The organism is Acinetobacter sp. GW821-FHT01C12 (genome assembly GCF_059422625.1).
The window spans coordinates 71225-93144 of the sequence record NZ_JBWKXD010000003.1 but is presented as its reverse complement, the minus strand read 5'-3'; the positions used below and the strand labels follow the sequence as shown (position 1 = coordinate 93144).

Annotated in this window: 22 protein-coding genes; 11 read left to right on the top strand and 11 right to left on the bottom strand. The window is 38.6% G+C overall.

Annotated features, from left to right (window positions below):
• Entirely contained in the window at positions 1 to 1128 is a 1128-nt protein-coding gene (locus tag AC07WY_RS09685) for a Re/Si-specific NAD(P)(+) transhydrogenase subunit alpha (RefSeq protein WP_004723168.1), read from the bottom strand.
• Between the two features lie 930 nt (positions 1129 to 2058).
• On the opposite strand from AC07WY_RS09685, the gene AC07WY_RS09680 reads away from it, so the two are divergent.
• From AC07WY_RS09680 to AC07WY_RS09650, 7 genes are all read left to right on the top strand, one after another.
• The gene (locus AC07WY_RS09680; protein ID WP_494736273.1) at positions 2059 to 2985 is read left to right on the top strand and encodes a DMT family transporter; all 927 of its coding nucleotides are present in this window, start codon (positions 2059 to 2061) and stop codon (positions 2983 to 2985) included.
• Between the two features lie 24 nt (positions 2986 to 3009).
• Complete coding sequence (locus tag AC07WY_RS09675; RefSeq protein ID WP_494736272.1) at positions 3010 to 3882, top strand: S66 peptidase family protein; 873 nt, start codon at positions 3010 to 3012, stop codon at positions 3880 to 3882.
• Between the two features lie 370 nt (positions 3883 to 4252).
• Positions 4253 to 4684, top strand: coding sequence for a RidA family protein (locus AC07WY_RS09670; protein WP_262085063.1), 432 nt, complete (start codon positions 4253 to 4255; stop codon positions 4682 to 4684).
• Between the two features lie 22 nt (positions 4685 to 4706).
• Positions 4707 to 5897, top strand: a complete 1191-nt coding sequence (locus AC07WY_RS09665) for an MFS transporter (RefSeq protein WP_494736271.1) — start codon at positions 4707 to 4709, stop codon at positions 5895 to 5897.
• A 501-nt stretch (positions 5898 to 6398) separates the two neighbouring features.
• Positions 6399 to 6815, top strand: coding sequence for a lysozyme inhibitor LprI family protein (locus AC07WY_RS09660; protein ID WP_494736270.1), 417 nt, complete (start codon positions 6399 to 6401; stop codon positions 6813 to 6815).
• Between the two features lie 140 nt (positions 6816 to 6955).
• The gene (locus tag AC07WY_RS09655; RefSeq protein WP_262085061.1) at positions 6956 to 7303 is read left to right on the top strand and encodes a hypothetical protein; all 348 of its coding nucleotides are present in this window, start codon (positions 6956 to 6958) and stop codon (positions 7301 to 7303) included.
• A gap of 257 nt (positions 7304 to 7560) precedes the next feature.
• Entirely contained in the window at positions 7561 to 8823 is a 1263-nt protein-coding gene (locus AC07WY_RS09650) for a mechanosensitive ion channel family protein (protein ID WP_004819007.1), read from the top strand.
• Positions 8824 to 8991: 168 nt separating this feature from the next.
• Here AC07WY_RS09650 and AC07WY_RS09645 read toward each other — a convergent pair whose 3' ends face one another.
• A complete protein-coding gene (locus tag AC07WY_RS09645) occupies positions 8992 to 9675 on the bottom strand; it encodes a Crp/Fnr family transcriptional regulator (RefSeq protein WP_494736269.1) in 684 nt (227 codons plus the stop codon).
• A 476-nt stretch (positions 9676 to 10151) separates the two neighbouring features.
• On the opposite strand from AC07WY_RS09645, the gene AC07WY_RS09640 reads away from it, so the two are divergent.
• Positions 10152 to 10724, top strand: coding sequence for an HD domain-containing protein (locus tag AC07WY_RS09640; protein WP_494736268.1), 573 nt, complete (start codon positions 10152 to 10154; stop codon positions 10722 to 10724).
• Between the two features lie 171 nt (positions 10725 to 10895).
• On the opposite strand, the gene AC07WY_RS09635 is transcribed toward AC07WY_RS09640, so the two are convergent.
• The 8 genes from AC07WY_RS09635 to AC07WY_RS09600 all read right to left on the bottom strand — a co-directional run bounded on the left by AC07WY_RS09635 (position 10896) and on the right by AC07WY_RS09600 (position 18824).
• Positions 10896 to 12212, bottom strand: a complete 1317-nt coding sequence (locus tag AC07WY_RS09635) for a carbohydrate porin (RefSeq protein ID WP_494736267.1) — start codon at positions 12210 to 12212, stop codon at positions 10896 to 10898.
• A 91-nt stretch (positions 12213 to 12303) separates the two neighbouring features.
• Positions 12304 to 13533, bottom strand: coding sequence for an L-fucose:H+ symporter permease (fucP, locus tag AC07WY_RS09630; protein WP_004818999.1), 1230 nt, complete (start codon positions 13531 to 13533; stop codon positions 12304 to 12306).
• Positions 13534 to 13558: 25 nt separating this feature from the next.
• A complete protein-coding gene (locus AC07WY_RS09625) occupies positions 13559 to 13894 on the bottom strand; it encodes an L-rhamnose mutarotase (protein ID WP_244014968.1) in 336 nt (111 codons plus the stop codon).
• Positions 13895 to 13917: 23 nt separating this feature from the next.
• Positions 13918 to 14706, bottom strand: a complete 789-nt coding sequence (locus AC07WY_RS09620; RefSeq protein WP_419335085.1) for an SDR family oxidoreductase — start codon at positions 14704 to 14706, stop codon at positions 13918 to 13920.
• A 35-nt stretch (positions 14707 to 14741) separates the two neighbouring features.
• Positions 14742 to 15566: an amidohydrolase family protein gene (locus tag AC07WY_RS09615; protein WP_494736266.1), complete on the bottom strand. Its 825-nt coding sequence runs from the start codon at positions 15564 to 15566 to the stop codon at positions 14742 to 14744.
• A 244-nt stretch (positions 15567 to 15810) separates the two neighbouring features.
• Positions 15811 to 17088, bottom strand: a complete 1278-nt coding sequence (locus tag AC07WY_RS09610; RefSeq protein ID WP_004818991.1) for an L-fuconate dehydratase — start codon at positions 17086 to 17088, stop codon at positions 15811 to 15813.
• A gap of 114 nt (positions 17089 to 17202) precedes the next feature.
• A complete protein-coding gene (locus AC07WY_RS09605) occupies positions 17203 to 18045 on the bottom strand; it encodes a fumarylacetoacetate hydrolase family protein (RefSeq protein ID WP_004818989.1) in 843 nt (280 codons plus the stop codon).
• 26 nt (positions 18046 to 18071) lie between these two features.
• Complete coding sequence (locus AC07WY_RS09600; RefSeq protein WP_004818987.1) at positions 18072 to 18824, bottom strand: SDR family oxidoreductase; 753 nt, start codon at positions 18822 to 18824, stop codon at positions 18072 to 18074.
• 129 nt (positions 18825 to 18953) lie between these two features.
• On the opposite strand from AC07WY_RS09600, the gene AC07WY_RS09595 reads away from it, so the two are divergent.
• On the top strand, positions 18954 to 19676 hold the full coding sequence (locus tag AC07WY_RS09595) for a FadR/GntR family transcriptional regulator (protein ID WP_004818986.1): 723 nt from the start codon (positions 18954 to 18956) through the stop codon (positions 19674 to 19676).
• Between the two features lie 175 nt (positions 19677 to 19851).
• Here the strand turns inward: AC07WY_RS09595 and AC07WY_RS09590 are convergent, their stop codons facing one another.
• Positions 19852 to 20721 carry a LysR family transcriptional regulator gene (locus AC07WY_RS09590; protein WP_244014959.1) on the bottom strand — a complete coding sequence of 290 codons (870 nt, stop codon included), beginning with the start codon at positions 20719 to 20721 and terminating at the stop codon, positions 19852 to 19854.
• A gap of 173 nt (positions 20722 to 20894) precedes the next feature.
• Between AC07WY_RS09590 and AC07WY_RS09585 the strand changes: the two genes are divergently transcribed.
• The gene (locus AC07WY_RS09585; protein ID WP_244014957.1) at positions 20895 to 21605 is read left to right on the top strand and encodes an AzlC family ABC transporter permease; all 711 of its coding nucleotides are present in this window, start codon (positions 20895 to 20897) and stop codon (positions 21603 to 21605) included.
• The gene (locus tag AC07WY_RS09580; RefSeq protein WP_004723188.1) at positions 21602 to 21916 is read left to right on the top strand and encodes an AzlD family protein; all 315 of its coding nucleotides are present in this window, start codon (positions 21602 to 21604) and stop codon (positions 21914 to 21916) included. Before AC07WY_RS09585 ends, AC07WY_RS09580 begins: the two co-directional genes overlap by 4 nt.
• Positions 21917 to 21920 lie beyond the last annotated feature (4 nt).

The window sequence follows — 21920 nt, the reverse complement described above, 5'->3', positions numbered from 1 at the left end:
TTAACCACGCTTCAGCAGTACTTGACCGCCATGAGTTACTAGAAGTGCTTTTTGAATTTCGTCTTGTTGATTGATGGCAAAGTTTTTCTCTTGATCAAACAAAGTTTCTACGAAATTGAAAACATTACGTGCATACAGTGCCGAAGCTTCTGTCGATACTGTAGAAGGAATATTTGGAATACCTAAAATCGTCACGCCATTGTCAGTGACAACATTTTCACCGTTCTTAGAACCTTCAACGTTCCCGCCTGATTCAACCGCCATATCTAGGATGATTGAACCTGGTTTCATTTTGGCAACAGTTTCAGCTTTGATTAAGCGAGGTGCATCACGACCTGGCAACAACGCAGTAGTAATCACAATGTCTGCATTTGACACGGCTTTATCTACGATGATGGCTTGGTCTTGAATATATTGCTCGCCTGGCATCCAGCCATAACCATTTTTAGCGGCATCGGCAGCTTTTTGTTTTTCTTCATCAGACATCGGTACATCTAACCACTTACCACCAAGCGATTCGACTTGGTCACGTGCAGTTGGACGTAAATCTGTTGCTTCAACAACTGCGCCTAAGCGTTTTGCAGTTGCAATGGCTTGAAGACCTGCGACACCCACCCCCATAATCACGATACGAGCGGGTTTCACAGTACCTGCAGCAGTCATCAGCATTGGGAACATACGTTGATATTCCGCAGCGGCCAATAACACCGACTTATAACCTGCAAGGTTGGCTTGAGAAGACAATACATCCATATTTTGCGCACGAGACAGTGTTCGTGGCAAAAGCTCTAACGCAAATGCAGACACTTGTTGTGACGCAAATTGGTCAAGTTCAGTATTACGGTATGGGTCAAACATTGCTACCACAGCTGTTCCAGCGGCAAGCTTTTGAATTTCCTCACCTTGTGGTGCACGAACTTTCAAAATAATTTGACTACCTGTATAGGCATCATCTGTAATTTTAGCGCCGACTTGTTCATAAGCACTGTCAATATAAGCCGCTTTTTTACCAGCGCCTCGTTCAATGACAATACTATGACCAGCACTAATCAACTTTTTTACTGTCTCTGGCGTAGCGGCTACGCGGTTTTCACCGACGACAGATTCTTTTGGGATTCCAATCTGCATGAGCGTTCCTCAAGCTAATTTTTCTTCAAGTAAACATCGTAAATAACCCGATGTTTCCCCCAGATGCGTTGTTATGAATTTTTGGATTCTAATTGAACTTTTTTAAAATACCACCCAATATTTATTTAATAAATACCCATATTTTGAACTGATGATTCATAAATATAATTGTGCGACATACCCTATATTCAATTTATTGTATTTTTCTCGTATTATCCTGCTCAGTTTTTTTGACATATCCTGTCTCCAATTTTTAAAAATGATGTTTTTTTAAGCTTATTTGGATATTTTAAGCTGCTCACCCTACCCTACTGATTGGCATTTACAGCAGTATGATTCACTTTTAAGCATTCCAGCTTGCTGTTTAAATACTCCATAAAACAATAGATTTAGCATAAAAACCAACATCTCTATTGACCTTTCTGACAAATTACATGGTTTTTTTATCAGCTTATATTGGCCTTTTCTATCATTTTTTCCGTCAAAAATGTAAGTCGGTTTTTATTACATTTTTTAATTTCATTAATAAAAAAAAGTACTTGGAATAACCATTAGAATTACCTTAGAACTGAGTCTAAAGCAATTACAAAAAATTTTAGTTTTTTTTTATTTGCCATTTTGTCAGTTAATAATACTCGAACAGCTTGAACCAACCATTACGATGTTGCACCTTTTTTGTGCAAAAAAAAGCATATTGAATTTGAGCAGTTTATAAACAAGGATCTCAAGGTTGATTTTTATACAATTTTTATTTCAATCTATTTTAATGCTACTTAAATCCACACAAAAAGAAGTAAGCAAGTGTGTTTTATATTCCTTTTATTGAGCCAATTCATTCTTTTTTTGTATTTCCACTGATTGAAAACAACATTTATACTGCTTGTTCAAATTTACATGTCGTATAGCGACATCGTCAATGCAGTCAAATTCATGAAACTTTCTTTATCCAGTACCCAACTCGGTTCGATTTTCGCACTTGGTGCGGCTTTCTTATTTAGTACCAAAGCTATTTTTATTAAACAGGCTTACGCATTATCACCATTGGTTGACAGCACCGTGCTTATGGCATTGCGAATGGCAAGTGCCCTGCCTTTTTTCCTTTTACTGTGTTGGTTCAATCGCCATCATAATAAAAATATGACAGGAAAAGACTGGGCTTTATTGGTTGCTGCAGGTTTGATGGGCTATTATCTTTCAAGTTGGCTCGACTTCGCTGGTCTGATGTATATCAGTGCTTCGTTAGAACGTATTATTTTATTTCTCTATCCAACACTGACAGTAATTGCCACAAGCTTTATTTATAAGCAAAAACTCAACTTTAGAACCATACTAGCGATTGCATTAAGCTATGGTGGTACAGTGATTGTGATGTTACAAGAGCAAAGCACAGTACCGCATGAAGGAAATTTCTGGCTAGGCGTGAGTTTAGTCTTTGCCAGTGCGGTCTGTTTTGCGACGTACTTACTCATGACCCCACGTTTAATTCAAAAATTTGGTTCATGGAATTACACTGGTTTGGCATTAAGCATTGCATGTTTTGGTACGTTAACCCATTTTATTATTGTAACACCCCAGCCGATTCAACTGCTTACTCAACTTCCGACACAAGTCATTTGGTATGGTATTGCCTTAGGCTTATTGGTGACAGTTTTACCGACGATTTTGGTCGCGCAAAGTATTTCTCGTTTAGGTGCTGCACAAGCAGCTATGATTGGTTCGATTGGCCCGATCCTAACCATTATTTTGGCTGTGGCTTTGCTCGGTGAGCATATGAATGCGATACAATGGTTTGGTTGTTTACTGAATATCATCGGTGTCATGATGATTACTTTGTCTAAAAAGAAACTTGCACACTAAATTGTGCGGAAGCTTGGAAGGAATATGCATTTTAAAATTGTATCGCCGAGTGCCTGTGTAGATGTTGAAAATATCCAGTTGGCACAGTCGCATTTGGAACAGTTAGGTCATACAGTCAGTTTGGGTGAACATGTATTTTCACAACATCGCTATTTGGCAGGTACAGTTGAACAACGTATTCAAGATTTAAAACAGGCATGTTTAGATCCAAACATTGATGCAATTTGGTGTGGTCGTGGTGGTACTGGCGCTGCAATGTTATTGCCATTTTTAGGTGAGTGGATTTTAAATAAACCCATTATTGGCTATTCAGATACCACCGTGTTATTAAACTATATCGCGATGTATCATGGACAATCTTTACATGCGCCTGTATTTCAGGAAATTGCCGTTAAAAATTTAGACAATAATCCTCTGTCGTATGATGCTTTAAAAACCATCAGCCTGTTATCTGCGGATATAAACCAACACGGTCATTATCCCTTATCCAGCGCAAATGGTTTTGCTCAAGATCAGCACATTGAAGATGTTAAAATCTTAGGCGGAAATCTTACTGTACTGTGTACTTTACAAGGCACACCGTCTGCCTTAAAACTGAATCAGCCGAGTGTTTTACTGATTGAAGATGTCGGCGAACCCTATTATCGAATTGAACGTTCATTGACTCAGCTCCTACAAAGTATTGATACTTCAAACTTAAAGGCTTTGGTCTTGGGTGATTTTTATCAATGCCCACAAAAAAATGTCCCGCAAAGTATTGTTGAGATTGTGAAAGAACATCTCGATCCACTGCACATCCCACTTTACCAGTGTGACTGGTTTGGTCATGGTGAAGTCAACCGTCCATTTTGGTTAGGGAAAACGGGCAAGATTGTAGATTCACAACTCATTATTTAACGGCTAGGTTATTTAATAACTGGGGTATTTTAGTACAGGGCTATTTCAGCTCATTGAATATAAAAATAGCCAATAACTTGCTTAAGATAGGCCTCTACGAAATCCTAGTCAGTGCTTACTGGGATTTCCTAAGAGCATCAAAGCAAAGATAAACAAACTATATACTTTTAATCCTGAGCAATACTTCACTTGCATAGTGCTTCTTCTGATCACTTTTCTATATGACGGTTTTCTTGTTTAACAGCCCCTTGATTGTTCATTCATAAATACGATCAGTTGCTTCGGTTTTTTCTTGGCATTTTCACTTGACCTTAAGTTAACTTGAGCTTTGATACTGACGGAAATTTCCAGTCAATCAAAAGAGTCATCCATGCATTCCAGATCAGAATCCGCGCAGATCAAATCGTTCCAAATGATTAACCCAAATACACTTTATAATCCAACAGCATTTGCGTATAGTCATGTGGCTGAAGTACGCCATTATTTGCGTATTTTGCATATATCTGGACAAGGTGGTGAAAACCAACAAGGACAATTATCCCAAGATTTTGCACAACAAGTTCATCAAGCTTTTGTCAATCTGCAACATGCCCTACAAGCGGCTGATGCATCATTATTGGATATTGCTGTTTTAAGAGTGCTTGTGGTCGATCACAGTACAAAAAAACATCAGTTTTTAATTCAGGAAATGCAACAACTTTGGAAAGATCAACCTTTCCCTGCGTGTACACTGATTCCTGTCCCGTGTCTTGCTTTACAAGGAATGCTCATTGAAATTGAAGCAACTGCCTATTGTATGTAACTCCAAGAACTAGGATATTTTTATGAATGCTCAACTCGATATTAGCCAAAATAAAGCATTACTTTGGCTGATGGCGATTGCCTGCGGTTTATGCGCAGGAGCAAACTATTATAGTCAGCCGCTGATTCACTCGATTCAACTCTATTTCAACATGCCAGAATCACAAGTGGCACTTACAGTGACCTTTGCCCAAGTGTCTTATGCGCTTGGTCTTTTATTCATTGTGCCCATGGGTGATATTGTCAATAAAATCAAGTTTATTCCTTGGTTAATGTTTTGTGCCGCGATTGGTTTATTGATGTGTGCTTTTGCTGTCAATTTACCCATGCTTTGGGTTGGCACAATTATTACAGGTCTATTTTCAGTTGCGGCTCAGGTGTTAATTCCACTTGCAACGATGGCAGTTAAACCTGAAAAAACAGGAGAAGTTGTTGGCTTTTTAATGAGTGGGCTATTGGTTGGGTTATTACTTTCCACCAGTCTTGCAGGTTTGTTATCTAACCTGTTTAACTGGAAACTGATTTACTTTGTCAGTGCGGTATTAATGTTGATTCTTGCCTATTTATTGAAAAAACGTCTGCCACATGTACCTGTGTTTAAAATGAGTTATGGCAAAATTTTCTACTCGATGGGTGTGCTGTTAAAAGAAGAACGTCGTTTGGTCTATCGTGCAATTATTGGTGGCTTTGCATTTGCAGCCATGAGTATTTTATTTTCAACGATTGCTGTTTTACTGACTTCTGAACCGTTTAAATTACCTGATGTTTTGGTTGGTGTTGCAACGATCATTGGGGTATTTGGTGCTTTAGCCACTGCAAAAATTGGTAAAATTGCAGACCGTGGACATACCAGTATCCTGACATGGATTGGGGTAGCGTTAATGATCGTCAGTTGGGTATTGCTTTATTTCGGTGGAAAGTACCTCACCAGTTATATTTTAGGGTATGGCCTGATTAGCTTTGGACTCGCTGTGGTTCATACCAGCAATCAAAATATCATTTTCCGTTTACGCCCAGATGCGAAATCTCGGATTAACTCTATCTATATGACAGCCTATTTCACAGGTGGTGCATGTGGTTCCGCTTTAGGGGTTTATGCATGGCATCATGGAGGTTGGACCATGACTTGTCTTGTTGGTGTATGTCTGGTTATGGGTTCTGCACTATTTTCTCTGCTAGATCGTCTATATCTCAATAGAGCACAGACCATTTAAAGCATTCTAAAATCAAAATCTCTCAAATTTGAGGGATTTTGATTTTTTAAGAGACTTATTATTTTAATAAAAATACGGATACCCAAATCATTCTATTTGAATAATATTCACTGTAACCATTGTGTGAAAAAACCGATCATAATATATTCACATCAATAGTCTGCGATAAAATTCCAAAAAATGCGATGTACACAATTTCAATTTAAATGGATATGCGGGTTACTATCTTGAAGCTATATGAATAAACAGTTGAGGAGCAGTAATTATACGGAAGATAAATCTCAGAGCTTTAAAGAAATTTGTACAGGACAATCTATATTTTGGGAAAAAAACATCCAAATATCCATGATTATTCAAATTTAAAGTTGATACACTTTGGTCAAAATGATAACCCTGTATTGTCTTTGCTAAAGCGTGATTGACGATACTCAAGCAAGGTTTTATTCAGCTCGCACAACAGTCAACATTCATCCTGATAGATCAATCAAGAGTTTATCCCTTATGAAAAAAATACGATTAGCATGCTTACCGATCAGTTTTTTATGTTCTTTTTCAAGCTTGGTCTTCGCTACACCAATAGGAAATGAAAACTTATTAAGCCAAGCTTTTATAAACTGTGACAACAGTGCGCAAGGTATTATTGAACAGGCAACTTGTCTAAAAGATGAGGCTGAACGTCAAGATACGCAATTGAATAGTACCTATAAAAAATTACAATCGCATTTGAATGCTACCCAGAAATCGAAACTGGTTGCATCACAACGTATTTGGCTACAATCACGTCAAAGTGATGCTGAACTGGAAACAACGTTGTATGGCCAATCACAGCCAGACAACTTGCAAATTGAACTTAATGATATACAGCGTATTGCAGCCCGTACCGCACAATTGCAACGCTATCTGATTTTGCTTCAATAATGCGAATCAAAGCATAGAGATATTCAAGAACACATACCGAGATCAAGATAAAACTAAAGGTCAAATATATGAAAAAATTTAAAACTACTACATTGTTGTTCATCTCTCTTCTTCCTTTTGCAGCTTTTGCCGATGATGAAATGTCTCGTCCCCTTCCAGATGATTCTTATATTCATGCCAAATTAAGCAGCAGTTATAGCCAATGTATCAAGCAAAGCGGTGCAGTAACATTTGAAATGCAAAGCTGTATGGACCAAGAATATGCCCAACATAAGAACCGCGTTCAACAGGCCTTTGCCAAAATCATCAGTCGTCCAGACAGTGTGAAAAAAGACCGGCAGATGGATGAAATCGCAGCATGGTGGGAAAACACCGACAAGTATTGTAATTGGGATCCGAAAACCGAAGGACAAGGACAAATGTTAGATGCACAGTCTTGCCGTCTGAACCGTATTGCCAATCTTGCGGATAAAATCAGCCACTATTGAGTCTCACAAATTAAAACTTAGCATCCCATCGTATTCAATAAAGTACTGTTGATTGGCATATTGTGATCCGTGAAACTGGGTTTATCTATGCCCAACGGTTGCATACTTATCTTCACATACTCACTTGGACTTTCTGAGAGTCTGTCAATCTTGTTGAGTAAGTAATTGATGCCCGAATGTAGCTAAAAAGTATTTTTATAAATTATTGTCATTCACAATCAATACAATAGCGTATCTGCTATTTTGAGGTTGTACTTTTGGATAAATTTGCCTTCTTAAAGAATATTCAGGAATGGTCTGATCAGTATCCATGGCTAGAGATGCTAACATCATTATCCATTCTAATTTTTTTCGCCTTTGTCGCAAATTATATTGCAAAACAAGTTGTTGTTCGTGGGATACGTAAACTTATTTCAAAAATGAAGTTTGCACACAGTGAAATTTTTTCCCAGCATAGTGTTATCCGCAGAGTGGCGAATATTGTTCCTGCCATTGTTATTTTAAATGGTATAACCACAGTTCCACATTTGTCCTTAAAAGCGGTTGGCCTGATACAAATGGCTGCACAGGCGTTTATCTTCCTGACCATTGCATTGGCCATCAGTGAACTTTTAAATGTTTTCAATTTGCTTTATCAACGTAATCCAAAATCACTGAATAAGCCCATCAAAGGCTATCTTCAACTGATCAAGCTGATTCTGTTTATCGTTTGTGGTCTGCTGATCTTGGGTACCTTCTTAAAGAAAGATGTTTTTACCCTGCTTGCTGGTTTTGGTGCGATGGCAGCGGTATTGTTACTGGTTTTTCAAAATACAATTCTGTCCTTGGTGGCATCGGTGCAAATCTCTTCCTACGATATGGTTCGTATCGGTGACTGGATTGAAATGCCAACATTAAATGCAGATGGTGATGTTATTGATATGTCCTTACATACCATTACCGTACAGAATTTTGATAAAACCTTTACCACAATTCCGACCAATAAGTTGGTGACGGACACCTTTAAAAACTGGCGTGGGATGAAATTGTTGGGGGCGAGACGCATTAAGCGCTCAATCTTTATTGATCAAACCAGCATTCATTTTATTACCCATGAAGAACAACAGAAATTAAAAGCGTTCCTGTTACTGGATCAATATCTGGATAATAAACAATCTGAATTGGACAGCTTTAATCAACAATTTGAAGATCAGTCAGTTTATAACCAGCGCCGCCTAACCAATATTGGAACATTTCGGGCCTATGTCGAGTTCTACTTAAAACAACACGCTGGTATTGCTAAAAACCAATCCCTAATTATCCGTCAGTTACAACCAACGAGTGAGGGATTACCGCTGGAAATCTATGCATTTGCCAATACAACGGTATGGAATGATTATGAAGCAATCCAGTCTGATATATTTGACCATCTGATGGCAATTATCCCTGAATTTGGGCTAAAAATTTATCAGGCTCCTTCTGGTTCAGATTTACGTTCATTGTCAAAACATGCTGAAAGTAGTTCGGAACTTCTGTCCTGAGTTGTTCATTTACATCAAAAAAGCCCATGCGGTAACCATGGGCTTGCTTGCAATGAAAGAAGAAGGTTTGTAGCGTCCTCCATAATCAATTCAAAGCATAAACTTGACGGCTAAAACCCTCACTAAATATCTTGAACATAATTCTATTTTTATTTCACCGCTATCTAATTATAAAAGGTCTATCGGTTCTATTTCAGCGAGATAGTCATTATCCAAAATTTTTAACGTTTTATTTTTAAACTGAATGATGTTTAAGTCTGATAAATCTTTTAAAATCCGATTTAGCTGTCTGGTCGAAATTCCTAACATAGCAGCAATAGAATCACGTTTTTCCAAGTGAATCATACTCCCCTCCATTTCCGCCCTAATTGCTAAATATTTACGTACTTTTATAAATGCTGGAAGCGTTGCATTTGTTAACAGTTGAGTAGAAGCATATAATTTTTGACTGAGATGACAGCAGATAAAACGTAGAAAAGCTGGATCGTTAAACGCATATTGCTCAATTTTGTTCAGGGATATCTCGAGAATATCCGCTTTTGAAATCGCAGTCACCGTACTTACTGTACCTATATCTCTATTTAAAAAAAGCTCTAAATCACCAATCACGGAAAAAGCCCTTTCAATAGAGAATACGGCACAACTCCCATCTTTTTGGTAATGTTCTACTTGTAATTTTCCATTCACAAGTAAATAGAGGCTACTTAGCGAGCTTCCTTGTGCAAGCAGATACTCACCTGCTTCTATTTGTTTTAATAAGAAATTTTCTAACAATATTGGAGAAAAATAACGCGATAAAGAAAACTTATCGATATAATTCTGTATTAATTCATCATTACTACTAGTCCTCATCTTTCACGACTCTTCATTCAAAACTATCTATATTTTCAAAGTCTTTATCAATATTTGAAACCTATACTGGGCCTAGATAATAGGTAATAAACAGTGACATGACCCAAGTTATCTTCTTGAGACAAGGTATTTTACGGTCAATATAAAAAAAGGTCATCTGTCCTTTTTTTAATTTATCTTGAAGCATAAGCTGTAGACCACTCCAATAGCCAAAGTTGTGTCACGATGAGCCCCTTACTGATCCATATACAATGCTTCGGCTGATAAATTTACAATGCAGCGATCAACGCATATGCCTGAATTGAAGATGTTAGCAAAAAGTCATCTGGATATTATGTTATTGATTGCTTCTATTTAATACATAAGCCTGTAGCTGCTCTCGTAGTAACCAGAATCAAAACAGATTACTTTAAAAAGCATTTATTAAGCTTATTAAAAGTAAAAATCTATAATTTTGATAGGAATAAGAAACCGAAATGAATACTGACATTATTAAAGGTCGTCTACTCTTTTTGAAAGAGGCTGAAAACCTGAAAAATATAATGCGTTCCTCTCATACCTCTAAAGGTAGAATTGAAAGTACAGCCGAGCATACATGGAGGCTTGCCCTGTTAGCTCTTGTATTTGAAGATGAATTAAAATATCTAAACTTTTCAAAGGTTTTAAAGATGTGTCTTGTTCATGATTTAGGCGAGACAATCAATGGTGATGTTCCAGCGACTGAAACGAAAAACCATCCAGATAAAGACGTTCAAGAACGTAACGATCTATTATTACTTACTCAATCCCTAGATGCTCCCCTAAGAAACACCATACTTGGGTTATGGGAAGAATATGAAGCTGGTCTAACGCAAGAAGCTGTTGCAGTAAAGGCTTTGGATAAGCTAGAAACAATTTTACAGCATAATCAAGGAATTAATCCTGATGACTTTGATTATGAGTTTAATCTTAGCTATGGTGAAAAATATACAGATAAACATCCATTATTTAAAAGTATCCGTGTCCTCATGGATACAGAAACAATGCAAAAAATTAATAACAGTAAATAGAGATAAAAAGCCCATGCTCTAACCATGGGCTTGCTTGCTATAAAAAACTATATCATTTATAAATTCACACCTTTAATATAATAGCGACAGATTTTATTGTGTCAGATAATTGACAAATTAAAACTGAGTCTAGAAGTCAACTCAGTTTTAATATTTAAGCGTATTCAATATTTAGAAATTCATATTAAATTTCACCCCACCGACCCATGCATCACCATAGGCTTTATTGGCACCAATATTTTTTACATATTGAATATTTGGACGCACTGTCAACCAACGAGTCGCTTTTAAGCCATAATAAATTTCTGCATCCAATTCATCATCAAACTTTTCATTCTCGACTTTGCCATTAAATTTGATCGCATCGGTATTTACCCCAATCCGCGCTAAACCGATTCCAATTTCATCGCTTGGGCGAGCATCAAATAATCCCTTATAGACCACTGCAATATTTTGCGCATCGCTATATGCACTGGTTTTGTCATCATAAAAAGTGGCTTGCCCCATCAGGGTCAAACCACGAGATTCATCGCCATGATGGCGAGTCAATTGTTGCTTTGCTGAAAGCCATGCAGCCCATTTATGATGATCAGCATCAAATTTTTGGGAGATTCCCGGAGCAGAATAATCCACCTGAACATTCTGCGTATCCACCGTACTTACAAAATATCCAAGTCGGTACTCTCCTGGTAAACTCAAATTGTTACTGGTTTTTTTTGGTTGCCAGACAATTTCCAATGGAATCACTGCACCATCTGAGCCATCTGTACTTAAGTTAAAACCATCACTGGCAGTAGTCGCATTTGCGTTGACCGTATTACGTTCATAAACTCCCATTTGAACGGCCAATTCTGGGTGAATATTGTATTTAACTCTTCCTGCCCATTGGCTGACAGGACCGTTATACCATTGATCTCCAGCCCAATTGGCAACCTGTCCACCACATAAAGCAAGGTTTTGAAATTCACAATCAAAACCTGCAAAGTCTTCACCAATACCAAAACGCCCTAGTTTCACATCCAATCGCTGGTCTACAAATTTCTTCTTAATCCATAAGTCTGTTAAACGCCAAGTTTGTCCTCGACCATAGACTTCTTGCGTTTGGTTAAATTGAGGTGCCATAACATCCGCTTCAGTATTCAGGGCTTTTCCACCACGATGGGTAATGACAATTTTTGCTTCTGTATCACGCCAACCCAATATCTTATTTAAATCAAAGTTTGCACCAAAAGCCCACTGATCAGCATAAGCATTACCCTTACCATCACGATCTGCATTGATGACACCTGCAAACTCACCTGTATAACCGATATTAAAGTCATAGCCTTGGTCCTTTAACTCAGTTCTTTTACCATTCCAATCTCCAAACATCCATGGGCTATCTACACGAAAAGCATCTGCTGCCATGGCAGAGCTCATCGTTAAACCACTTGATAATGCAAGGATTGCGAAGTGTACTTTTCTACGGCTTCCATTTTGAATTTTCATTGTATTGTCCTTAATCCTATAATTTTCGCCTTTTATTATTAAATGGCGGTGTTATCACGCTTATCGCACTCACTGCGATAAAATCGGGATATTAATTGATCTGTGCCAATGCGATTTTTTGATAACTCTTCGCATAGAAAAATACGATCACAAAGCAGATCAATGGCAATAGATAGGAAATATGAGTTCCATAGTGATCAGCCAATTTCCCCATGAAAAAAGGCATGATTGCACCGCCCACAATCGCCATGATCATAAATGAGCTACCAATTTTTGTTTTAGATCCTAGATTCTTTACTCCCATCGCAAAAATAGTTGGGAACATAATCGACATAAAGAAGAAAATACCAATCGCTGCGATCACTGAAATATACTCAGCGCCAGATAAAATCACGATACACAGCACACTGTTAATCACGGCATAAATCAGCAACAAATGGTTGGCAGATATTTTTGACATGATGCCTGTACTGACAAACCGCCCAATCAGAAAAGCCAGCATGGCAATAGATAAGAAATATGCGCCTTGTTGGCTTGAACTCTGTGGCCAAGTTTCTACCACCAAGTTAATGAAAAATGCACCTACCCCCACCTGCGCGGCGACATAGAAAAACAGGGTGATGACGCCAAATTTAAATTCTGCGTGTGACCACATCGATGCATTGTTATTTTGAAGATTGGCTGCATCCAGTTTCGCCTCATTTTCACGCAAATCAGGTAGTTTTGCTTTAGCAAAAAATACAATCAAAACAATGACAATTGCAGCAATACCGACATAGGTATAGGTCACAGCATCAAAACTTGCAGCACTGTCACCCTCTACAGAGTTAAAGAAAAATAAACCGCCAATCAGTGGACCAAAGAATTGCCCTAGACCATTAAAAGACTGAGATAAATTGAGCCGCTGTTCAGCAGTTGACGGATGTCCCAATGCAGATGAGTAAGGATTTGCAGCTGTTTCTAAACAACCTAATCCCAAGGCAAGTACAAATAATGCAAATAAGAAAAAACTAAATGTCATCATATTTGCGGCAGGGACAAAGAGCAGTGCCCCGATTGCATAAAGAGAAAGACCGAGAATAATCCCAGCTTTGTAGCCTTTTTTTTCGATAAATAAACCCGCAGGTAATGCAATCACAAAATAGGCACCAAAATACGCAGCCTGAATCAGCCCCGATTGTGCTTTAGAAATGTGCAAAGCTTCCTGAAAATGTTTATTTAAAACATCGACCAAACCATACGACAATCCCCACATAAAGAAGAGTGTCGTGACCAATATCAACCCCATCCTAAATTGAGGTTCTGTAATTTTTGCCTTCATGGCTGAATTCCTTATATCATTCGGATTATTGTTTTAGATCAAATATTTTTTCCATTTCGATCCATTTTTCACCACGTTTTGCACTAGGCAGTACTTGCTGGTACTGCGACATCAAACTTTCCCACTCAAGATTTTTCGGTTCTGAAACAGCAACATTTTCTGCAACATCAGGGTCATAATCGTCGGTAGTATCCATGATCATAAAAAGATGATTTTCGACTTGCCAAATCTGCATATCCAGCACACCACGATTGCGAATATTGGTGATGATTTCGGGCCATACTTTTTGATGATACTGCTGATATTGTTGAATCTTTTCAGCATCATCCACTAGGTCTAAAGCCAAACAATAGCGTTTCATTTTTCGCTCCACTTTGCGGCATATCAGTCTTCGTTTTGATCTAAGGCTCGATCTAAATGGGTATAACCACCATCGACATATAAAAGTTGTCCAGTGGTATGCGAAGAACGATCAGACAGTAAAAATACCGTGGTATCTGCAATTTCATTGGTCGTCGTCATACGATGACCAAACGGAATATTTTGGGTAATTTGTGCTAACTTTTGGGTTGGGTTATCAAAGCTATCTACCCAGCGTTGATAAAGTGGTGTCATGACTTCAGCAGGTAAAACCGCATTGACTCTGACGCCATCATCTTTAAATTGCGCTGCCCACTCTCGTGTTAAAGCCAATCGGCCACCATTTGCAGCAGCATATCCACTGGTATGTCCCTGCCCTGTGACTGCGACTTTAGAACCAATATTGACAATGCTGCCTTTGCTTTGTTTGAGATGCGGTATGCAAAAGTGAGCCATTGTAAAATAATGAATCAGGTTTTTATCTAAAGACTGTCTAAATGCATCAATACTGTCTTCAAGTCCAACATTGTCATTTATTCCTGCATTGTTGACTAAACCATCTAGACGTCCATATAGGTCAATGACATTCTGAACTTTTTCTTGGCAGGCTTTTTCATCAGTCAAGTCCAGTTGATGAAAGGAGTAGTTTGCTGCTGTTCCCTGTAAAGATATTTCAAATTCGGAACTCAGGTCTGAACGACCAAAAATAGCAACCGTTGCACCTTCTTGTGCGAGCAATAATGAAATTGCGCCACCAATTCCTGCACCACCACCCGTAACGATAAAGACTTTATTTTTGAGGTGTAAATCCATCTTTCCTATCTCCTATATTTAAAATCTTTTAAATTTCATAGCTTATATAAGCGCTTAGGTGTATCTATTTCGACTTGTTGACGTTCTGAGGCACTCCAGTTGCATATCCATTCATCCCAAAATGCCAATAATGTTTCATAACGATGGGTCGCAAAAGACACAGGCCAATCCGATCCCCAAAGCAAGCGTTCAGGACCAAAAAGTTCTAAGGCAATATCAAGGTGGGCTTGAAAATCCTGTGCTTTGCAGTGTGTGCCCGCCTCTGTCACCAAACCTGAAATTTTGCAATTTACATGCGCTAAAGCGGCTAATTCTTTCATGCTCTTTTTCCACACAGAAAAACCTTCACTGGAATACATCTGAGGTTTTGCTAAATGATCTATTACCAACTCATATTGATCATGCTGTTGGGAAAATTTTACGGCTGCATCCAAATCTTTCTGGTGAATCAAAACGCCATAAAGCAACTCAGCCTGCTGAATTTTTTCTACGCCCAGATTAAATTGGTGGTTGTTCAACATATAGGCTGTAGGATCAGGCTCATCTTGAAGCATGTGACGAAAGCCTTTTATCCGCTTATTTTGTTTGAATTTTTCCAACTGTATTTCAGCGTCTTTTTTAAAATCAAACCATGCCACAATGCCTTTGATGATAGAGTGTTGCTCTGCCAGCCCATTCAGATATTCATTTTCCTCCCAAGAAGGTCTTGCCTGAACAGCGATCAAACCCTCTATTCTGGCAGGCAATTGTGCCAACAAATCTTCAGGCGACATATCTTGTGCAATGACACTTAAATCACCCGTCATCCACGGGAATTCAACTGGATTGTATTTCCAAAAATGAATATGACTATCAATCACTTATATACTCCTTGTGGCTTTATGCACTTGCATTCTTTCCAGATTGGATGAACGTTAAAATCACCCTTAAAAACTCATCCACGATAAAACCACAAATCAGTTAGATTTACTTTATGAATCATGTCCTGTGGTACTAAAATTTGTTGACATTTCAACCATGTATTGCATATCAGACTGATCTAATAGTACTTGCATACCACTTCCCTTTGGCATGCATGAGCTTGACCCTCAATAACTCAGTCAATCAACCCTTAAATCGATATTTCTCTATGGATGCCTGTTTCATTTCAATTGAAAAACCCGCGAGTGTTGGGGGCATATAAGCTGCATTTTGAATCACACAAGGATCGATAAAGTGCTCATGTAAATGGTCAACGTATTCTGTGACACGACCTTCTTTGGAAGTTGAGAACCATAAATAATCAATCATAGAAAGATGCTGAACATATTCACATAAGCCTACGCCACCTGCATGCGGACAAACTTTAAGTTTGTATTTTGCGGCCATCAGTAATACAGCTAATACCTCGTTAATTCCGCCCATTCGACAAGCATCAATCTGAACAATATCAATTGCTTCACGCATAATAAATTGTTTAAACATGATGCGATTCTGGCACATTTCACCTGTAGCCACTTGAATCGGCTGAATCGCAAATCGAATAGCACGATGCGCTTCGACATCATCAGGTGATGTGGGTTCTTCAATAAACCATGGGGTTGAAAATGCCAACTGTTTAACCCAGTCGATGGCTTGTTCACGTTCCCAAATCTGATTGGCGTCAATCATTAAATGACGGTCAGGACCAATAATGTCACGCGCAATCTTGACACGGCGCTTATCTTCTTCAATATCGCGACCCACTTTTAATTTGATATAGTTAAAGCCTTCATCAACAGCTTCCTGACAAAGTCGTGCAAGTTTTTCATCGCTATAACCTAACCAACCGGCTGAAGTTGTATAACAAGGATAGCCTTCTACACGCAGGGTACTCTCACGTTGTGCTTTACCAATCTCATTAGATTTCAATAGATCCAATGCTTCATCAGGCGTAATACAGTCGGTTAAATAACGAAAATCAATACAGTTCACTAACTGTTCAGGAGTCATATCTGCAACCAGTTTCCAAACCGGTTTAGCTTCGCTTTTCGCCCATAAATCCCAAATTGCATTGACCACTGCACCTGTCGCTAAATGCATCGCCCCTTTGTCTGGACCAATCCAGCGCAATTGACTATCCGAAGTTAAATGTCGCCACATCAAAGCAGGATTTTTCTTAATTTCATCGATATCTAGACCAACAACAAGATGACGCATCGCTTCAATTGCTGCACAGCAAATTTCATTACCACGACCAATGGTAAATGTCAGACCATGTCCTGTCAGCGCTGGATGATCCGTCTTTAAGATGACATAAGCAGCTGAATAATCTGGATCTGGATTCATTGCATCTGAACCATCCAACTGCTGTGAAGTAGGGAAACGAATATCCAATACTTCTAAATCCGTTATTTTTAACATTCCTATTCCTTTTTTAAATTCTGAGCTTTTTTAAAGACAAGTCTTCCTAAGACATCGAATTTAAATGCCTCTTTTGTATTACTTAAAAATTAAATCTATTGAGATAAATCTGGCTTATTCAGCATCAACAACTTTCTGTTGTTGTTCGCCTAATCCCTCAATACCTAACCGCATCACTTGCCCTGCTTTTAAATACACAGGTGGTTTTTGCCCAAGTCCTACACCTGGCGGTGTGCCTGTAGAAATTACATCACCTGCCTGTAAACTCATAAACTGACTTAAATAGCTCACAATGGTTGGTACATCAAAAATCATGGTATCGGTATTGCCATCCTGATAACGATGACCATCGACCTCTAACCAAATTTTCAAATTATGTGGATTTTCAATTTCATCTTTGGTGACTAACCATGGACCGGTTGGACCAAAAGTATCGCAGCCTTTTCCTTTATCCCAAGTTCCTGTGCCTTCAAGCTGAAATGTGCGTTCAGAAACATCGTTAATCACGCAATAACCTGCAACATAGTCCATTGCCTGTTCTTTACTAATGTAACGACCATCTTTACCAATGATGACACCCAATTCAACTTCCCAGTCTGTCTTGAATGAATTCTTTGGAATTTCCACATTATCATTTGGTCCAACCACTGCACTGGTCCATTTATTGAAAACCACTGGTTCAGCGGGAACTTCTGCACCTGTTTCTGCGGCATGGTCAGAATAATTCAAACCAATGCAGATAAATTTACCGATATTACCCACACATGCACCAAGGCGCACACCCTCAGCAACCAAAGGCAGACTCGATAAATCCAGATTTCGAATTTGATCTAACTCGGCCGCAAGCACCTGACCATTGATGTCTTGAATCACTGAGGACAAATCCCGAATTTGTCCCTGTGGATCTAAGATTCCTGGCTTTTCCTGTCCTTTTACACCATATCTTAATAATTTCATTGTTCTATCCTAGATCTGCTTGAAAATTAATTTGACCAACCACCATCGATCATATTGATGGTTCCAGTTGTGAATGAGGATTCATCACTTGCAAGATAGAGTGCGAGTGCTGCTATTTCTTCTGCTTTACCGACTCGTCCCATAGGTTGGCGAGCAACGAACTGAGCATAGACTTCATCAATGGTTTTGTTTTGTTCTTTTGCTTGAGCTTCAATACGATCATGCAGTGAAGGAGAATCCACAGTTCCCGGACAAATCGCATTGCAACGGATCCCTTGACCGATAAAATCAGCTGCTATGGATTTGGTCATACCAATGACTGCCGCTTTAGTGACACTATAGGAAAAGCGGTTCGGCACACCTTTGATACTTGATGCCGCTGAAGACATATTGATAATTGAGGCATTGGCACTTTTCAGCATTGCTGGTAAAAAAGCCTGAATCATGTGGTACATCGAATCTACATTCATTGTAAAAGCACGTTGCCACTGTGTTTCATCACATTCTAAGATTGAACCCGCTGGAACCCAACCTGCACAATTAAACAACACATCGACTTTCTGATATTTTTTAGAAAATTCAATAATTTGCTGAGGATTAGTAATATCTAAATATTCAACTTGAATATTGTCAGAATGACTTTTGAGTTGTTCAAGCAGCTCCAAATTAATGTCTGTTGCGATTACTTTTGCACCTTGTTCTGCAAAGCTTAATGCAGTGGCTCTACCAATTCCCTGAGCTGCTGCCGTAATCACACACGTTTTATTTATCAATCTCATACCTTCGTCCCTGCTTTTTACTTTATACTATGGTAAATGCCAAATTGACTAGACCAATTAATTGGTCTAGTCAATTTAATTGATCAAAAGGGTTTTGGCAAGACCAATTTTTTGTAAAAGTTGAAATTTATGACTCAAACTCGTCTTTATCAAAATATCTTTAATAAAATTCAAGATGATATAAAAAATGGAATTTATCAGTTAGGCTCCAAATTACCGCCTGAGCGCGATCTTGCCCAGCAGTTAGGTGTGAGTCGTACTTCTGTACGTGAAGCAATCATTGCACTTGAAGTCAATGGGATTGTCGAAGTTAAACTTGGCAGTGGCGTGTATGTCATTAAAGATCAACAAGATCAGGATTTAGAACAAACGGGTTTTAATACCAATATTCATCCGTTATTGATCCCTCATTTAAAAGAGGATTCTGCTGTTACACCTTTTGAAGTTTTAGAAGCACGTTTGCAAATTGAACCGTATCTCGCTGAACTTGCCGCAAAACATCGTACAGATGAACAATTAGAAGAGATTAAAGAAGCGTTTTTTATGAATGTCCGAGATAATTTGGAACATTCCAGTGAGCATATTGGAGATCGTTTATTTCATATTCGTATTGCCGAAGCGAGCCAAAACAGTGCTTTTTCTTTTTTTCTGAAATACTTACTTGGGAAGCAATATACCGAGTTGTTCAGTCGTATGCGTAGTCTATACACTCCTGAAGATATGCCTTTAAGGTCTCAGCATGAACATCAGGAAATTATGGCAGCAATCCAGAGCCAAGATGGTGCTGCGGCATATAAAGCCATGCAGAAGCATTTGCAGAATGTCATTAATATATTTTCAAGAAAAGTATAAATTTGGGTTATTTAGGATGAGCAACTTTTGATTTTAAAATAAAGCACATTTAATTCGCTTTGTGCTTTTCTAACTTTTTCAGATTTAGTTTATGTTTAAATAAAAAGCACAACTCATCTCATCCGAAGACATCATATTGATACATAAGAAGATGAGGTACCGAATAAAAATCTTTTTAATAGGTAATGGATTGCCTTAATGTCTTAATTAACAGCTCATATAAATGATCAACCGCTTTTGAATTAAGCGAGACTCGACTTCTATATACAGATGCTTCCATGGGTGCTAATGGACCTAGTCCATGCTCTGCTCCTAAAATTTCTAAATGCGGAGGCGCGCTACATTGTGTAAAAACTGCGACGGCCAAACCACTTTCAACTGCTGCAATTTGCCCGATTAAACTAGAACTATTATAAACTACCCGATAACGGCGACCTTGCAATGCGAGCGAATTGATCGCACTTTTTTTGGCTAAACTGGTACTTTCATAAACAGCAATCGGTATCGGATCTTCACGCCATAATTCAAATTGGGGAGAACCTACCCACACCATTGGCTCATGAAACAATAAGGTGCCTTGACGGGGGTTATCCCTTGAAATCAATGCTAAATCAATCTCGCCATTTTCTATACGTGGGATCAATGAAGTCGATTGTTCACAGATAAATTCTATTTCAACGCCACTATAACGCGGTGCAAAACGTTTAAGCACAGGCGTTAAATATTTAGCAGCATAATCATCGGGTACACCTAGTCTAATCCGACCAGTTAACTCTTCTCCATTAAAAGCCATTTGTGTTTCATGGTGTAGATCAAGTATCCGTCTTGCATAACCTAAAAGAAGTTGCCCTTCAGAAGTAAGTTGAATTTGTCTATGCGTTCGAACTAAAAGTTGGCATTTTAAAGCACCTTCCAGTTTTTTTAACTGCATACTGACAGCAGACTGTGAACGGTATAGCTCAGGTGCTGCATTTGAAAGAGAACCTGTATCAACAACTGCGACAAAACATTTTAACCAATCAATCTGTAGATTTTGTAGATTCATGATTTCACCAAATTATTCGATTTTCGAATAGTATATGTAAGAATTATGCGCTTTTCATTCTAACTTTCTAAGTCCATAATTTATTAAGAAAAGAAGGAAATTTCCCCTAATTTTCATCAGCGATCATTAGGTATATAGCTCACTAGAAAATTTAAAAAGATAAGGAAATTATTTTGTCGAATGTTGACCCAAATATTTACAGTTTAAGTCATTCCCAAGTTTGGTCAGGCTTTAAGAGCCTTCTTCCAATTTCATCTTTCGTGGTAATTTTTGGGGCTGCTTTCGGTTTAGCAGCAACGCAAACAGGACTAAACAATAGCTCTATCATGTTAATGAGTAGCTTTGTTTTTGCAGGAGCATCTCAATTTGCGACTTTAGAACTATGGGGCGCGCAAATATCACTGATTCCCTTAATAGTCACAGTTTTCTTTATCAATGCTCGGCACCTTTTAATGGGCGCATCTCTTTACCCTTGGTTACGCCACCTGCCTCCCATCAAACGATACAGTATCTTGCTGGTTATTTCTGATGCCAATTGGGCACTCTCACTACAAGCATTTAATCGTGGTGAATCAGGGATGGGCTTATTGTTTGGAGGAGGCCTTGCGCTTTGGCTCGCGTGGGTTTTAGGCACAGGACTGGGTTTCTATTTTGGTAATGTCATTCATCATCCTGCATTGCTGGGATTAGATATGGTCATGGCTTGTTTTCTACTGGCGATGGTTGTCGGTGGACAAAAAAATCTCAGAATACTCATCATCTGGACAATCGCAGCCTGTAGCTCATTATTGGCTTATTGGTACTTACCAGAAAATAGTCATGTCGTTGTGGGGGCTTTATTTGGCGGAATTGTCGGAATTTTCTGGAAAGAGAAACAGCTATGAACTTAGAGATTAGCACCACTTATCCATTAATTATTATTTTTATTATGGCCATTGTGACATTAGCCACTCGCTGGGGTGGTGTTTTGATTATGTCTTATGTACCTATTAGCGATCGTGTGCAACGATTCATTAATGCAATGTCAGGATCTGTACTGGTTGCACTTTTGGCTCCTATTGCGGTTGAAGGTGATCATGGCGCTCGTTTGGCGTTACTGACAACATTGATCGTTATGCTACTGCTTAAAAAACCACTGTTGGCGATTGCTGCAGGAATATTGGCCGCAGCCTTATTCCGTCAGTATTTTGTATGAAATG

Coding starts and splice junctions, on each gene's coding strand:
- AC07WY_RS09685 (WP_004723168.1), bottom strand. CDS start 1,128: ATGCAGATTGGAATCCCAAAAGAATCTGTCGTCGGTGAAAACCGCGTA.
- AC07WY_RS09680 (WP_494736273.1), top strand. CDS start 2,059: ATGAAACTTTCTTTATCCAGTACCCAACTCGGTTCGATTTTCGCACTT.
- AC07WY_RS09675 (WP_494736272.1), top strand. CDS start 3,010: ATGCATTTTAAAATTGTATCGCCGAGTGCCTGTGTAGATGTTGAAAAT.
- AC07WY_RS09670 (WP_262085063.1), top strand. CDS start 4,253: ATGCATTCCAGATCAGAATCCGCGCAGATCAAATCGTTCCAAATGATT.
- AC07WY_RS09665 (WP_494736271.1), top strand. CDS start 4,707: ATGAATGCTCAACTCGATATTAGCCAAAATAAAGCATTACTTTGGCTG.
- AC07WY_RS09660 (WP_494736270.1), top strand. CDS start 6,399: ATGAAAAAAATACGATTAGCATGCTTACCGATCAGTTTTTTATGTTCT.
- AC07WY_RS09655 (WP_262085061.1), top strand. CDS start 6,956: ATGTCTCGTCCCCTTCCAGATGATTCTTATATTCATGCCAAATTAAGC.
- AC07WY_RS09645 (WP_494736269.1), bottom strand. CDS start 9,675: ATGAGGACTAGTAGTAATGATGAATTAATACAGAATTATATCGATAAG.
- AC07WY_RS09640 (WP_494736268.1), top strand. CDS start 10,152: ATGAATACTGACATTATTAAAGGTCGTCTACTCTTTTTGAAAGAGGCT.
- AC07WY_RS09635 (WP_494736267.1), bottom strand. CDS start 12,212: ATGAAAATTCAAAATGGAAGCCGTAGAAAAGTACACTTCGCAATCCTT.
- fucP (WP_004818999.1), bottom strand. CDS start 13,533: ATGAAGGCAAAAATTACAGAACCTCAATTTAGGATGGGGTTGATATTG.
- AC07WY_RS09625 (WP_244014968.1), bottom strand. CDS start 13,894: ATGAAACGCTATTGTTTGGCTTTAGACCTAGTGGATGATGCTGAAAAG.
- AC07WY_RS09620 (WP_419335085.1), bottom strand. CDS start 14,706: ATGGATTTACACCTCAAAAATAAAGTCTTTATCGTTACGGGTGGTGGT.
- AC07WY_RS09610 (WP_004818991.1), bottom strand. CDS start 17,088: ATGTTAAAAATAACGGATTTAGAAGTATTGGATATTCGTTTCCCTACT.
- AC07WY_RS09605 (WP_004818989.1), bottom strand. CDS start 18,045: ATGAAATTATTAAGATATGGTGTAAAAGGACAGGAAAAGCCAGGAATC.
- AC07WY_RS09600 (WP_004818987.1), bottom strand. CDS start 18,824: ATGAGATTGATAAATAAAACGTGTGTGATTACGGCAGCAGCTCAGGGA.
- AC07WY_RS09595 (WP_004818986.1), top strand. CDS start 18,954: ATGACTCAAACTCGTCTTTATCAAAATATCTTTAATAAAATTCAAGAT.
- AC07WY_RS09590 (WP_244014959.1), bottom strand. CDS start 20,721: ATGAATCTACAAAATCTACAGATTGATTGGTTAAAATGTTTTGTCGCA.
- AC07WY_RS09580 (WP_004723188.1), top strand. CDS start 21,602: ATGAACTTAGAGATTAGCACCACTTATCCATTAATTATTATTTTTATT.